The 13,989-nt window shown below is 71.1% G+C and carries 11 protein-coding genes; 5 read left to right on the top strand and 6 right to left on the bottom strand.

The genetic code is table 11. From position 1 onward, the window contains the following. Nucleotides 1-60 precede the first annotated feature (60 nt). The 5 genes from CW359_RS06340 to CW359_RS47075 all read right to left on the bottom strand — a co-directional run bounded on the left by CW359_RS06340 (nt 61) and on the right by CW359_RS47075 (nt 7,131). Nucleotides 61-2,424, bottom strand: coding sequence for a beta-galactosidase (locus tag CW359_RS06340; RefSeq protein ID WP_105968757.1), 2,364 nt, complete (start codon nt 2,422-2,424; stop codon nt 61-63). Beyond that, a complete protein-coding gene (locus CW359_RS06335) occupies nt 2,421-4,181 on the bottom strand; it encodes a glycoside hydrolase family 35 protein (protein WP_105968756.1) in 1,761 nt (586 codons plus the stop codon). Before CW359_RS06335 ends, CW359_RS06340 begins: the two co-directional genes overlap by 4 nt. A gap of 75 nt (nt 4,182-4,256) precedes the next feature. After that, nucleotides 4,257-5,507 carry an MFS transporter gene (locus tag CW359_RS06330; protein WP_232838251.1) on the bottom strand — a complete coding sequence of 417 codons (1,251 nt, stop codon included), beginning with the start codon at nt 5,505-5,507 and terminating at the stop codon, nt 4,257-4,259. A 147-nt stretch (nt 5,508-5,654) separates the two neighbouring features. Continuing rightward, nucleotides 5,655-6,347, bottom strand: a complete 693-nt coding sequence (locus CW359_RS47285) for a hypothetical protein (RefSeq protein ID WP_332874962.1) — start codon at nt 6,345-6,347, stop codon at nt 5,655-5,657. Next, nucleotides 6,289-7,131 (bottom strand): ATP-binding protein, encoded by an 843-nt coding sequence (locus tag CW359_RS47075; RefSeq protein ID WP_105968754.1) that lies wholly within the window; start codon nt 7,129-7,131, stop codon nt 6,289-6,291. Before CW359_RS47075 ends, CW359_RS47285 begins: the two co-directional genes overlap by 59 nt. 392 nt (nt 7,132-7,523) lie before the next feature. Between CW359_RS47075 and CW359_RS06315 the strand changes: the two genes are divergently transcribed. The 3 genes from CW359_RS06315 (at nt 7,524) to CW359_RS06305 (ending at nt 9,536) form a co-directional block, all read left to right on the top strand. Then, nucleotides 7,524-8,399 carry a helix-turn-helix domain-containing protein gene (locus CW359_RS06315; RefSeq protein WP_105968753.1) on the top strand — a complete coding sequence of 292 codons (876 nt, stop codon included), beginning with the start codon at nt 7,524-7,526 and terminating at the stop codon, nt 8,397-8,399. A gap of 1 nt (nt 8,400) precedes the next feature. Further along, entirely contained in the window at nt 8,401-8,655 is a 255-nt protein-coding gene (locus tag CW359_RS06310) for a DUF397 domain-containing protein (RefSeq protein ID WP_105968752.1), read from the top strand. Nucleotides 8,656-8,720: 65 nt separating this feature from the next. Beyond that, nucleotides 8,721-9,536, top strand: coding sequence for an SAM-dependent methyltransferase (locus CW359_RS06305; protein WP_105968751.1), 816 nt, complete (start codon nt 8,721-8,723; stop codon nt 9,534-9,536). 160 nt (nt 9,537-9,696) lie between these two features. On the opposite strand, the gene CW359_RS45155 is transcribed toward CW359_RS06305, so the two are convergent. After that, on the bottom strand, nt 9,697-9,930 hold the full coding sequence (locus CW359_RS45155; RefSeq protein WP_157968501.1) for a hypothetical protein: 234 nt from the start codon (nt 9,928-9,930) through the stop codon (nt 9,697-9,699). 339 nt (nt 9,931-10,269) lie between these two features. On the opposite strand from CW359_RS45155, the gene CW359_RS06300 reads away from it, so the two are divergent. Both CW359_RS06300 and CW359_RS06295 read left to right on the top strand, forming a co-directional pair. Beyond that, complete coding sequence (locus CW359_RS06300) at nt 10,270-11,289, top strand: substrate-binding domain-containing protein (protein ID WP_105968750.1); 1,020 nt, start codon at nt 10,270-10,272, stop codon at nt 11,287-11,289. Nucleotides 11,290-11,530: 241 nt separating this feature from the next. Beyond that, the gene (locus tag CW359_RS06295; protein ID WP_105968749.1) at nt 11,531-13,975 is read left to right on the top strand and encodes a sensor histidine kinase; all 2,445 of its coding nucleotides are present in this window, start codon (nt 11,531-11,533) and stop codon (nt 13,973-13,975) included. The last annotated feature ends 14 nt before the right edge of the window (nt 13,976-13,989 follow it).

Genomic DNA, 13,989 nt, shown 5'->3' with positions numbered 1-13,989 from the left:
TGCCCCGCCCGACTGGCCCACAGAATAGGCGGCCGGGCGGCGGACACCGCCGACCGGGACCTACCCGGTGATCACTTGAGTCCGTACGGTGACCCACTCGACCCGCGCGATCCCGGCCTCCCCCACCGGCACGGGCACCGGCAGACGCACGGGCGGGTCGGCGGCGAACGGCACCACCTTCACCCGCAGATCACCGGCCGGGACCCGGCCGAGAGCGATCTCCCAGACCCGCCCCGAGTAGAACTGGTCGGCGACGAGCGTGTCCCCGACGTAGGCGCGGGCCACGTCACCGGTCCAGTGGACGCGCAACAGGGTTCCGGCGCGCGGGAGTTCGTCCGGTACGTCGACGAGGTACTCGGCGGCGGACGTGTCGAAGTACTTGTCGGCGGGCGCACTGGCCCGGCCCTGAACGCCGGTGACGGTATCGGGCGCGGGTCCGGCGGCCCGGAGCAGGGAGACGCCGAGGACGCCGGAACCATCGCGCGCTTCATCCGCAGGGAAGGTGTAGCGGGTGAACACCCCGTCGGAGGAGACGGCGAGGCCCTCGCCGGGAGGCGTCCCGGGCGCGGGCAGCACGGCGAACGACACCTCCGCCGCCGCGCTGTGCACCCGTACTTCCCCGGCCGGTTCGTCGAAGACGACCCCGTCGCCGGCCTCGCACAGAATCAGGCGCTCGGCGCCCCAGGCCGGGCCCCGGTAGACGGTACGGGCGGTCGCCGCGTCCAGCACCAGCAGGCCGACCTGTCCGCCGTCCGGGGTGCCGACCTCGACGAGGGCATCGGTACCGGGCCGCAGTCCGGTGACGAGGAAGCGTCCGTCGGCGGACACGACCTTGCCCATCGGGGTGTGGACGTACCTCAACGTGCTGACGTCCAGGGCGAGTTCGACGGGAACGCCGTCCGTGGCGGCGAGCACGAGGACGGTACGTCCGCCCGCGTCGACCGTGCACACCGGCTGGGCGGTGGCCCAGTCGAGGCGAAGCCCGGCCACGTCGAGCCGTAATGGCCAGCAGAAGTAGGCCCCTTGAGGGACCGTCACCGGGGCGCTGGGGAGGGTCAGTTCGGAGCCGCCGGGGAGGTCGACGGTGAACGACGTGTCCGGGTGGTCCGGCAACGGTTCGTGCGGCTGGTGGTTGTTGACGAACAGGAAGCCGGAGTCGCCGTCGCTCCGCACGGCCCAGCGCAAGGTCTCCCGGTCGTCCTGTCCGGCGGGCGCCTGCTCCGGCAGCACGGACTCCATGGGCGCGATGCGCTCGCCGAAGTCCGCCAACAGCAGGTGCTGGAGCCGCAGTTCGTCGTACGAGGGCCGGTACTGGCCGTACTCGCCGAGCGGTGCCTGGAAGTCGTAGGTGAGGACGGGCAGGTCGTTCGGGTAGTCGGTGGCGTGGGACTCCTGGAGGGTGGTCAGTTCGCCCACCGGGTTGGTGCCGCCGTGGAACATGTAGTAGCCCTGCCAGACCGAGCCGCACCCGATCTTCGTGAGCCCGAGCGCGCCGACGTCGGCGGCGTCGACCTGCGGGCGGCGGTGGTAGGCCACGGCCATTCCGCCGCCCAACTCGCAGGTGGCCCAGGGGAATCGGCCGGTCGTCGGCGCGGGCTCGCCGCCCCGTACGGTCGTCGGGCGCAGGTCGGCGCCGATGCCCTCGTCGTCGCGCTGGTGGGTGAAGAGGAAGTGCTTGCGGCAGGTGTCGGACCAGCCGCCGTCCCAGTCGGTCCAGAAGGTCTCGGTGTAGCCGCCGTAGAGCGGAAGCAGTTCGTCGGGCGGGAGTCGGACCCCGCCCCAGGCCGTGGAGGTCCAGAGCGGTGCGCTCAGCCCGGCCTCCTGCGCGATCCGCTTCAGGCTGAGGAGATGGTCCGGCTGGTCGTACAGCTCGTTCTCGATCTGGATGGCGACGATCGGGCCGCCGTGCGCGCGGTCGAGCCCCGTCAACTGCTCGGCGATCGCGGCGAACCAACCGCGTACGGGTGCCAGGTAGTCGGGGTCGTCGGTGCGGGGCGCGGTGGTGCGGGTGAGCAGCCAGTCAGGGAGGCCGCCGTTGCGGACCTCGGCGTGGCTCCAGGGGCCGATGCGCGGGATGAGGTCGAGGCCGTGACGGGCACAGAGTTCGGCGAAGCGGCGCAGGTCGCGGTCGCCGTCGAAGCGGACCCGGCCCTCGATCTCCTCGTGGTGGATCCAGATGACATAGCTGGCAACGGCGGTGATGCCCGCCGCCTTCATCTTCAGCAGCTCCTCCTCCCACTCCCCCGCCGGGTAGCGGGAGTAGTGGAACTCGCCGGAGACGGGGAACCAGGGGCGTCCGCCACGGGTGAACCAGCGGCCGGTCACCCCGATCGGGTCCGGGACGCCCGGCGCGTCGGCGAAGGGGAGGTGGCCGGTGAGCGGGGGCCCGGCGGGCGCGGGGACCCGGAGGGAGTGGTGGGTCACGGTTTCACCGGGCCGAGGTCGGGGGTGTCGGTGAGCAGGACCCGCGTGGAGGTGGTGGCGTTCAGCTCCAGGAGCACCAACTCATTGGCGCCCGGGCGCAGTACGGGCGCGGGCACGTAGAGGGTGCGCTGCGGGCCCCGGTTCCAGTAGCGGCCGAGGTGGAAGTTGTTGATCCAGGCCTGGCCCTTGGTCCAGCCGGGCAGCGACAGGAAAGTGTCGGCGGGCGTCTCGACCTCGAACGTGCCTTTGTAGAAGGCGGGTTGGGCGGCCGGGGTCGCGTCGACGGGGGCGAAGGGCAGCGCGCTGAGGTCGTCGAGGGTGAGGGGGTGGCTGTCCCAGCCGCGCAGTTCGGCGCCGTTGAAGGTGACCGCCCCGAGGAGTCCCTTGGGCGAGCCGATGCGCGGCCCGTAGTTGACCCCGCCCATGTTCTCGACCAAGACGTCAAGTGCCGCTCCGGCGAAGGGAATCCGGACGGGCAGGCTCTCGTCGTGCCGCTCGCGTTCGAGTACGCCGACGGGGGCGCCGTCGACGAACACCTGGGCCCGGTCGCCGACCCCGCCGGCGAAGTGCAGCAGGCCGTCGCCCGCGAGGGGGGCGGTGGTGCGGTAGAGGACGTACCCGGCGCGCAGCCCCAGCTCGTCCATGGTCGCCGGTTCCTCGGTGCGCACGGGCTTGGCGAGGAGGCCGACATGGGGCAGCAGCGGCGCGCTCAGGCCCAACTCGACTGCGGTGGGCGGGAGTTTGACGCTGGGCGCGGGCACCGGCTCGTCGGGGACGGGCGCGTGCCGGGCGATGACCTCGCGGAAGGCGTGGTACTTGGGGCCGGGGTCGCCGTTCTCGGTGAGGGCGGCGTCGTAGTCGTAGGAGGTGACCATGGGCTGGTAGGCGTGGTCGTGGTTGGCGCCGTTGGTGAAGGCGAAGTTGGTGCCGCCGTGGAACATGTAGATGTTGACGGACGCGCCCGCCGAGAGCAGCCGGTCCAGGTCGGCGGCGGCGTCGGCCGCGTCCCGGGTGTGGTGCTCCTCGCCCCAGTGGTCGAACCAGCCGATCCAGAACTCCGCGCACATCAGGGGCCCTTCGGGCTGATGCGCCCGCAACTGCTCCAGCGAGGCACCGACCTTGCTGCCGAAGGTGCCGGTGGTGAGCACCCCGGGGAGACTTCCGGCGGCGAGGTGCTCGGGGTTCGCCTGGTCGCAGGTGAAGAGCAACTCCCCGATGCCGCGCGAGCGCAGGGCCTCCGCGAGGTGTTCGAGATACGCGGTGTCGGTGCCGTACGCCCCGTACTCGTTCTCCACCTGGACGGCGATGACGGGACCGCCGGACTCGGCGAGGTACGGCAGCAGGGGCGGCAGGAGGAGGTCGAGGTAGCGGTCGATGGCGCCGGTGAAGCGGAGGTCGCTGGAGCGCAGCCGGATGCCGGGGTCGGTGGTGAGCCAGGAGGGCAGCCCGCCGCCGTCCCACTCGGCGCAGATGAACGGGCCGGGCCGCAGCAGGACTTGGAGCCCCTCCGCCTTGGCCAGCCGCAGATAGCGCGGCAGGTCGAGGATGCCGTCGAGGGCGAGGGTGCCGGGCTCGGGCTGGTGGAGGTTCCAGGGGACGTACGTCTCCACGGTGTTGAGGCCCATCAGCCGGGCCTTGCGCAACCGGTCCGCCCACTGGTCGGGGTGGACTCGGAAGTAGTGCATCGCACCGGAGATGATCCGGAACGGCTCGCCGTGCAGCAGGAAACCGTCGGACGTCGTTGTCAGGGCGGGCATGCGGGGGTTTCCCTTCGGGTCGTGGATTCCAGTCGGTTCGCTGGAGGTGGTGGGTGAGCGAGGACGGAGCAGGGCTCAGCGAGCCCGGGTGGCCCGGATCAGCCAGGCCGTGGCGGCCAGACACAGGGCCGAGACGCCGCCGAGGATCAGCGGCACGGCCCGTACGCCGGACCATTCGATGGCCTTGCCGAGAGCCGGTCCCGCGGCCACTCCCCCGACCATCGACGCGGCGATGACGACCGCACCGGCCCTGCGCGCCTGCGGGGCGACCCGGTTGAGCCAGGGCAGCCCGGTGGGGAAGATCGGCGCGATGAAGAGGCCGACGCCCGCGTAGGCGTAGGGGGCGAGGCCGGGTATCGCGGCCAGCAGCAGACAGACGGTCATCCCGGCGCAGGACACCGCGATGATCGACTGGGGTGAGAAGCGCAGGGCGAGCGGCGCGGCCAGGAAACGGCCGGCGGTCATCATCAGCCAGTACACGGAGGTGGCCGTGGCGGCGGCTCCGGCGCCGTAGCCGACCGTCTCCAGGTGGGTCGGCTCCCAGCCGCCGACGCCCGCCTCGATGCCCACGTGCAGGACGTAGAGGGTGACGAAGACGCCGAGTACGGAGCCGAGACTGCGGGCGAGCACGGGCCCGCCGGGTCTGCCGGGGGCGCCGGACTCGGGGGCGCCGGTCGGCCGCGGTACGTGTTCCCGTACGCCCCGGAGACAGAACAGGAGGGGCAGATTGGCGAGCGAGAAGGCGAGGAAGACGGCCGGATAGTGCTCCGAGCCGACCGCGCCGATCAGCGCCGGACCGAGGATCGCGCCGACGCCGAAGTGGGCGTTGAGGATGTTGAGCATCGCCGTCGAGCGGGTGCCGAAGCCGACCGCGAACAGCTGGTTGAGGCCGTAGTCGATACCGCCGAAGCCGAGCCCGGCGAGCAGGGCGGCGGCGAGCGCGACGGGCCAGTTCGGCGCCAGCGCGAAGCCCGCGGCACCGGCGGCCATCAGGACGTACGAGCTGCCGAGGACGCGCCGGTTGCCGATCCGGGCGTGCAGCCGGTCGAAGAGCAGCACCCCGACGACCCCACCGGCGAAGTGGGCGCTCAGTCCGAGACCGGCGGCGGACGGGGAGAGCCCGTACTCCTCGCGGAGGGCCGGGATCGACGGGCCGTACAGGGCCTGGACGACCCCGATCAGGACGAAGCCGAGGCAGGAGGCGACGACGGCGACGGGGCTGAAGACAGGGGTGAAGGCGGGGGTCTCCGGGCCGGTGGGGGTGGTCCGCGGTGGTTCGGTGACCGCCGGTTGCCCCGCCGGACGTCCCGTCGGTCGATCGGTCACGTGGACTCCCGTCACCTGTGGTCGAGAACGCGGCTGACTCGTCCTCGCGCCGATGCGGGGACGGCATCGATGTTACCGGTAACATTTCTGCCGTCAAGATCCCCCGAGGCCTTTCGCCTCAGGGGATCCGCAAGGGAGTTGGCGGGCTCAGCCGCCGGCGCCGGGCGACCAGCTGGGAACGCTGCCGGCCAGTCGGCAGACGAGCACGTACAGCGGTATCGGCGGGGTGTACGGGGAGTCGCCCTCGGGGCTGTGGATCAGCCGGGGCCGGACCGACGGGGACGGCGGCCGGGTACGGGTCCAGGACGGGTCGGCGAGCTGGGCGCCGATGACGTAGCGGGTGCTCGACGGCCAGGTGACGCCGAGGTGGGAGCCGGACGGCACGATCCACCACCAGCGCTGGTCGTCGGCGTAGACGCAGCCGACGCGGGGCAGACCGTCCATGATGCGGCGGCCGTGGGCACGGGGGGTGCCTATGGCGTCGCAGCCGAGGGGGGTGGGGAGGGACAGGTCTACAGCGAGGCCGGGGTGCGCGGAGTGGCCGGGATGGCCGAGGTGACCGGGGTGTTCGCGCGGGGGCTTGGGGGCCGGGGGTGCGTGGAGCGGTGGGGACGTGCGGGGAAGCGGGAGCGTGCGGGGCGGGTACGGCGTACGGGCTGCCGGGGCCGGGGGCTGGGTGACCGGTGGTTTGATGACCGATGGCCGGGTGGCCGGTGACTGGGTGACCGTTGGCTGGGGGGCCTGGCCGTGCGGTCCGTGGGAGTTGTACGGCGGGCGTGGGTCAGGAGCGGGAGTACGGGTGGTGCGGTCCTGTCGTTCCTGCTGATCCATACGGTCCATGTGAGGCGATTCCTTCGGCCGAGTGGGGGACGGGCCGGGTGCGGTGCGGGGCCGACGGCTGCCAGGGGCCGGATGCGGCGACCTGAGCGGCGTGGGCGGCGGGGGGAGCCGGGGGTAAGGCGGGGGCGGGTCTGACCGGGGCGGGGGCCGGGGTGGCGGGTGAGGTGACGTTTGGGCGCGGCTCGGCCGGAGCGCTCTCGGCGGGGGCGCCGGCGGCGAGGGGAGCCGGCGCGTCGACGACTTCGCCGGTCTCGACGGAAACGGAGGAGGAGGTAGCGGTAGCGGAGGCGGAGGAGACGGCCTCGACCGAGGACACCGGATCCGGGGCCGGGCCGGGGCCGGGGCCGGGGCCCGCGCCGTTGCTGCTGCCCGTGCCGTTGCTGCTGCCCGCGTCCGCCAAGTCGGCCTGCTCGTGCGGGAGTTCGGCCCAGACGATACGTCCGGAGCCGTGCGGGGCGTCGCGGACGCCCCAGTCGCTGCTGAGGATGCCTACCAGCAGGAGTCCGCGTCCGCACTGCTCGTCGGGGCCGGGTATGCGCTGGGCGGGCAGGGTCCCGGCGCGGTTCTCGTCCTCGACCTCGACGTGCAACCGCCCGGCGGACAGGCGCAGTCGGCACACGATCCGCTCGCTGGCGGTGTGGGTGAGGGCGTTGGTGACGAGTTCGGAGGTCACGAGGAGGGCGTTGTCGGTGGTGTCGTCGCCGACGTTCCAGGAGTCCAGGAGTTCGCGCACCTTGCGGCGGGCCGCGCCGACGGAGGCGGGGGTCGCGGGCAGGGCGAACATTTCCGACTGCGGAGAGTGACGATTCGAGTACTCGGAGGGGCCGGCGAGCCTGTCCCTGGGCAGTCGGCCGAGTGGCTGGGGGAGGGAGGGCGGAGCCATCGCCGTTCGCCTTTCGTCTGCCTGTGCACCCTGGCCGGTGCGACACCGTCCCGATGTGAGCGACGAGCAGGTCAACCCGCATCGAATCAGCGCAGGTTGTGGCCCCTTCTCCCCCAACAGGGCCATTCGGACTCGTCGTTCACCGTTTCCGGGAAGGTACGAACACTGTGACACCTGACAACAACGGCTCGCAACCAGCAAGTTGAAATTTGCATTTTTTGGGGTGCATGCTGCTGCCGTCGAAAAATGATCGTGACAGACTGCGACCCTGAGCCCGGCGTGAGGGGGTAGGCGTGACCGCGGAGACCGACTGGGGCGGCGCCCCTTCCGTCCTGCGCATGATCCTCGGCAGACAGCTGGAGGAGCTGCGGACGCGCGCCGGTCTCACGTTCGAGGACGCGGGGGTGGCGATCGGTGTCAGCCACTCCACGATCCGCCGGATGGAAGCCGCCAAGGTGGCCCGGCTGCGCCTGCCGGACGTCGAGAAACTGCTGCAGACGTACGGGGTGGCGGACCAGCAGGAGATCGACACCTTCCTGAAGTCGGTGCGCGAGGCGAACAAGCGCGGCTGGTGGCACAACTACCGGGACGTACTGCCCGACTGGTTCGCCGCGTATCTGAGCCTGGAACAGGCGGCGTTGCAGATCCGCGCGTACGAATCGCAGTTCGTGCCCGGCCTGTTCCAGACGGCGGACTACGCGCGTGCACTGCTGGGGGCCGGCAATCCGCACGCCTCGTCGGAGGCGACGGACCGCCGGGTGGCGCTGCGGCTGCGGCGCCAGGAACTGCTGACCCGCGAGGCACCACCGCGGGTGTGGATCGTGATGGACGAGACCGTGCTGCGGTGGCCGGTCGGCGGTCCGGAGGTGATGCGCGCGCAGATCGACCATCTGATCGCGATGAACGCGCTGCCTCATGTGACCTTGCAGATCATGCCGTTCGGCAACGGCCCGCATCCCGCGATGCGGGCCGGGGCGTTCCATCTCTTCCGTTTCAGGGCACCCGAGCTGCCGGACATCGTCTATCTGAGCGGTCTGGTCGGTGCGGTGTATCTCGACAAGGGCGACGACGTCGTCGTCTATCGCGAGGCTCTGGACCGGTTGGGCGCGCAGTCGGCGCCCGCCAGAAAGACCGAGGCCGTCCTCGGTGCGATTCGCAAGGAGCTCTGACATGCACCACCCCACCCACCCCCACCACCCGGTACGAAACGGCATGCCCGCCCGTGAACTCGGCTCCCGGGGCTGGTCCAAGCCGTGGAGCGACGACGCGGGCGGCGCCTGCGTCGAAGTGATGAAGCTCGCCGACGGCCGGGTCGCCGTCCGCCAGTCCACCGATCCCGACAGCCCCGCCCTGGTCTTCACCCCGAGAGAGATGACGAGTTTCCTGGCCGGTGTGAAGGCGGGTGCAGCAGACTTCCTGCTCTGATGAACTGAACTGCCTTGTTTCTACTGAGACTTGACTCAGACTCACACGTGAATGGGAGGGGCGGCGTGCCCGACAACGGATGGCCGGCCGACCGGATCGACACGGAGAACGCACACTCCGCGCGGATCTACGACTACATCCTCGGCGGTAAGGACTACTACCCCGCCGACAAGGAGGCGGGCGACGCCATGTCGCACGAGTGGCCCGCCCTGCCGATCCACATGAAGGCCAACCGCGACTGGATGAACCGTGCGGTGGCCTATCTGGCCAAGGAGGCCGGGATACGCCAGTTCCTGGACATAGGCACCGGTATCCCGACCTCCCCCAACCTGCACGAGATCGCGCAGTCGGTGGCCCCCGAGTCCCGGGTGGTCTATGTCGACAACGACCCGATCGTCCTCACCCTCTCCCAGGGGCTGCTGGCGAGCACCCCGCAGGGCCGGACGGCGTACATCGAGGCGGACTTCCAGCACCCGGAGGACATCCTCGCCTCGCCCGACTTCCGGGAGACCCTGGACCTGACGAAGCCGGTCGCGCTCACGGTGATCGCGATCGTCCACTTCGTCCTGGACGAGGACGACGCGGTGGGCATCGTCCGCCGCCTCCTGGAGCCCCTCCCCTCGGGCAGCTACCTGGCGATGTCCATCGGCACCGCCGAGTTCGCCCCCGAGGAGGTGGGCCGGGTCGCCCGCGAGTACAAGGCCCGCAACATGCCGATGCGCCTGCGGACCTTCCCGGAGGCGGAGGAGTTCTTCGAGGGCCTGGAGCTGGTCGAGCCGGGCATCGTCCAGGTGCACAAGTGGCACCCGGACGCGGAGAGCGGCGAGGGCATCAGGGACGAGGACATCGCGATGTACGGAGCGGTGGCCCGCAAGCCGTAGCGAGGACGGTGACCGCGTCCGGGGTCGGGTTCGCTCCGGCTGCGGTTCGAAGTCCCAGCTGGGCCGTTCACCCCGGCGCACCGCCAGGGTGAACGGACTGCTCTCCCCCAGCGCCTCGCCGAGCGGCCCGAGCGTCTCGCGCTCCAGCGGGCCGGCGGCGTCACCCGGCGCACCAGTCGTCCAGCACGAGCGGAATGCGCCCGGGTTCACCCAGCAGCCCCCGCAGCACCTCGGCCGGAGACGCGCCCAAGGGCCGGTCCAGGCGGGCCATCGCCGTCCGCTGCCCCGACCTGTCCAACTGGAAGGCGATCCAGGCAGCCCATGGCAGTCCGGCCTGCGCGCAACCGACGACATGGCGATCCCCGGGTCCCGCATCCCCTGACCGATCCGCCACGAGCCCACCCCCGCCCCCCGCGCGCCGCGCGCCGAACAGGAACCGGAGGTCCCTTTTCCCCTTCCCTTACCCCTCCGTACCGGCAATCCTTCTGACACTGCCCAGGACCGACCGAGGGGGATCACACGCGCCGGGCACACCCCGAAACGGCTCGTGAACGCCGGTTCCAGCTGGTTGCTCACTTGACTACCAGGCGTCACATCCGATTGGCTCCGCCCCAGCGAAAGTCGGACAGTCAGTGCACGTCGGCCGACGATCGCGCAGATTCCGCCGTACCCACTCCTCTGTCGTCCCGCTCCCTTCCCCCTCCTCGGCCGCGCTGCGAGGTGCCGCACTCCCATGAACACACCCCCTGCCTCTACCGGTTCCGCACGATCCGTCCGGGGCACCGCAGTTGCCGCCGCCCTGGCCGCCGTATGCCTGCTCGCGGCCGGCTGTTCGGGCTCCGGGTCCGACGGGTCGGACTCCGGCGAGGGCACCGCCGGTGCCGGCACCGGACGGATCAAGGTCGCCCTGATCACCCACGGGGCCAAGGGCGATGCCTTCTGGGAGCGGGTGCGCAAGGGCGCGCAGGCCGCCGCGGCCAAGGACGACGTCGAGCTGACGTACACGAGCGATCCGGATGCCGCCGCCCAGGCCGCGCTGGTGCGCGACGCGGTCGAGGACAAGGTCGACGGGATCGCCGTGACCCTCGCCAAGCCGGACGCGATGAAGAGCGCGGTCGCGCAGGCCAGGGCGGCGGGGATACCCGTGGTCGGGCTCAACTCGGGTATCGACGAATGGCGTTCGGCCGGGCTGATGTCGTTCTTCGGCCAGGACGAGTCCACCGCGGGCCGCGCGCTCGGGGACAAGCTGGACACCCTCAAGGTCAAGCACACCCTCTGTGTGATCCACGAGCAGGGGAACGTCGCCCTGGAGGCGCGCTGCGCCGGGGTGAGGAAGACGTTCGCCGGCGAGACCGACAACCTGTATGTGGACGGTACCGACATGGACACCGTGACCCAGGTCGTCGCCGCCCGGCTGAACCAGGACGCGACCATCGACGAAGTAGTCACGCTGGGCGCCCAGTTCGGGCTCGCGGCGGTGAAGGCGGTGGACGAGTCGGGCAGCAAGGCGAAGATCGCCACCTTCGACCTCGACAACGACATCGTGGGCGCGGTCAAGAGCGGCGACATCCAGTTCGCCGTCGACCAGCAGCCCTATCTGCAGGGCTATCTCGCGGTCGACTCGATCTGGCTGTACAGGTCCAACGGCAACTTCAGCGGCGGCGGTTCGGCGCCCGTGCTGACCGGGCCCGCCTTCGTCACCAAGCAGAACATCGCCGACGTGGCCAGGTTCGCGGCCGACGGCACCCGCTGAGCGCCCTGAGCACCCGTCAGGCCCTGAACGGGTGTTCCGCATCGCCCTCCGCCCCGTTTCCCCATCGCCGCGCGCGGCAACCGTCGTACAACGGCTGCGCCAAGCTTTGGGGGCTCACGGTGCGTACGTTCACTTGTACGGATAGCATCCTGCGGACCCAGCCGTGTTCCGCTTCCGTCACCACTCGCCTTCCCTTTGTCACCTGTCACTTCCGCCCACCGCTGATCGCCCTAGGACGACGATGCCTCCACGCAAAGGTGCCCGGCGCCGTCTCGGCTCCATACGTCTCTCGCTGATCCTGCTCGCGCTGGTGCCCAGCGTCATCCTCGCCGCGATGTGGGGTGTGACGACGATTCAGATGTTCTCGGAGGGCCTGCGGCTGCGGGACCAGACGGAGCTGAGCAAGTCGACCGGTGCCATGGGCACCGAGGCCACGCTCGCGTTGCAGAAGGAACGCACCCTGTCGGCCGTGTGGCTGGCCTCGCCCAGAGGTGACCGCTCCGCCCTGGACGCGCAGCGCGCGGAGACGGACAAGGCGGTCGCGAAACTGGTCGGCCGGGCCAAGGCCATCCAGGAGGCCCCCGACCGGATCGGGGAGCGGATGTACTCGGTCATCGCGGCGGCGGGCAGCCTGGAGTACTACCGCGGTCAGGTCGACAGGCTCACCGACATCTCCGCCCAACAGGTACTGGACCAGTACTCGTCGATCATCGCCGACCAGATCCACTCCTTCCAGGAACTGTCCCAGGTCGACGACGGCGACCTCACCTCACAGGCCGGTCCTCTCGTCCAGTTGGAGCACGCGGCCGAACTGGTCGCCCAGGAGGACTCGCAGCTCATGCTGGCCTGGCCCTCGGGGCATTTCGACCAGCAGGAGTGGGAGACCTACGTCCGGCTGGTCAGCGCCCGGCGCTGGGTCGTCGAGGACGAGCTGGTCCAGTCCCTGAGCGGCACGGCGAAGACCCGTACCGAGGCGATCCTGCAAGGCTCGGCCTGGAAGACGCTGACCTCCATCGAGGACGAGGTGCTCACGTCGGGCACGCCCGGCGGCGGCGCCGACCGGAAGATCACACTGCCGGACAAGCAGAAGCAGTGGACCGCCGCGATGGACGAACTGAGCGTCCAGTACGGCTCGCTCATCCATGACGAGACCCAGGGGCTGCTCAGCCGCAGCGACGACGAGGCACGCTCACTGCTGATCAAGGCCGCTTCACTGAGCGCCGGCGGGCTCGGCGGGCTGCTGCTGTGCATCATCCTGTCCTGGCGCATCACCCGCTCGCTGTCCCGCCGGCTGCGCGGCCTGCGCATGGCCACCCTGGGCCTGGCCGAGGAGCGGCTGCCGGACGTGGTCGCGCGGCTCAACCGGGGCGAGAAGGTCGACGTCGAGTCGGCGACCCCGCCGCTCGACTACGGCCACGACGAACTCGGCCAGGTGGCCCACGCGTTCAACGCGGCGCAGCGCACCGCCGTGCACACCGCGGTCGAACTCGCCGACACCCGGCGCGGGTTCCAGAAGGTCATCCTGGGCATCGCCCGGCAGAGCCAGAACCTGGTCAACCTCCAGCTCACCAAGCTGGACGCGCTCGAACGCGCCCACCAGGACCCGGAGATCCTCAAGGGGCTGTACGAACTCGACTCGACGGCGAGCCAGTTGCGCCGCTACGAGGAGAACCTGGTCATCATCAGCGGTGAACGCCCCGGCCGCAGCTGGACCGAGCCGGTCGCCCTGATCGACATCCTGCGCAGCGCCGTAGGCGAGGTCGCCGAGTACCAGCGGGTCGAGGTACAGACCGAGGAGGACGTGTACCTCGCGCCGCCCGCGGTGGCCGACGTCATCCATCTGCTGGCCGAGCTGATCGACAACGCCACCGCCTACTCGCCCGCGCCCAGCCCGGTCGGCGTACGGGCCGCGATGGTCGCCAAGGGGCTGGCCATCGAGGTCGAGGACCGCGGGCTCGGCATGTCCGAGGAGGACTACGCGTCCTTCAACGAACACCTCGCCCAGGCACCGCAGTTCGACGTGGTCGCGCTCGCCGACGACCTGCGGCTCGGCATGTTCGTGATCGCCCGCCTCGCCGTCCGGCACGGCATCCAGGTCACGCTGCGCTCCTCGCCGTACGGCGGTACGACCGCGATCGTGCTGGTCCCGCACGATGTCGTAGTCCGTGAACTCGCCGTGCCCGACACGGATCCCTCGGCCGCCGAGGACGAGTCCGCCGAGGCGCCGGCCCCGGCCCTCGCGGAGCGTTCGGCGCACGAGCGCGTCCGGGACCGGGAGCCGCAGCCCGTCGCGGCCCGGGTCCGGACCGCCGAGACGGGTCCCGCGGCCCGCCCGGCCGCGCTCGTCGGGGCGGGCCGCGGCGGTGAGCGTCCGGCCGAGCCGGGCGGCGCCGCGCGCAAGGGCGGTCCCGCGCCGCTGCCGCGCCGGGTACCGCAGACCAGTCTGGCCGCCGAGCTGCGGGAGGACACCGAACCCGAGGGCACGGCCGAGGACGCGTCGGACGAGTTCTCGGCGGAGCGCGCGGCCTCCTCGCTCTCCGGTTTCCAGCGCGGCACCCTCCAGGCCCGTGACGACGACGCCGAAGAGCAGTACGACCATGGAGAGGACGACTCGCCCCAGGAACCCGACGCACCGCTCCCCGACGCAGGCACTCCGGTCACCTCGACTCCGCCCGCAGACCGCTGATGAAGGACAGAGAA

This window comes from Streptomyces geranii (assembly GCF_002954775.1).
GTDB lineage: Bacteria > Actinomycetota > Actinomycetes > Streptomycetales > Streptomycetaceae > Streptomyces > Streptomyces geranii.
This window is presented reverse-complemented; position numbering and strand designations above follow the sequence as displayed.

Excerpts from the sequence above, each read along its gene's own strand:
- CW359_RS06310 (WP_105968752.1), top strand. The coding sequence starts at position 8,401 with ATGCACCACCCCACCCACCCCCACCACCCGGTACGAAACGGCATGCCC.
- CW359_RS06335 (WP_105968756.1), bottom strand. The coding sequence starts at position 4,181 with ATGCCCGCCCTGACAACGACGTCCGACGGTTTCCTGCTGCACGGCGAG.
- CW359_RS47285 (WP_332874962.1), bottom strand. The coding sequence starts at position 6,347 with ATGGACCGTATGGATCAGCAGGAACGACAGGACCGCACCACCCGTACT.
- CW359_RS06295 (WP_105968749.1), top strand. The coding sequence starts at position 11,531 with ATGCCTCCACGCAAAGGTGCCCGGCGCCGTCTCGGCTCCATACGTCTC.
- CW359_RS06300 (WP_105968750.1), top strand. The coding sequence starts at position 10,270 with ATGAACACACCCCCTGCCTCTACCGGTTCCGCACGATCCGTCCGGGGC.
- CW359_RS47075 (WP_105968754.1), bottom strand. The coding sequence starts at position 7,131 with ATGTTCGCCCTGCCCGCGACCCCCGCCTCCGTCGGCGCGGCCCGCCGC.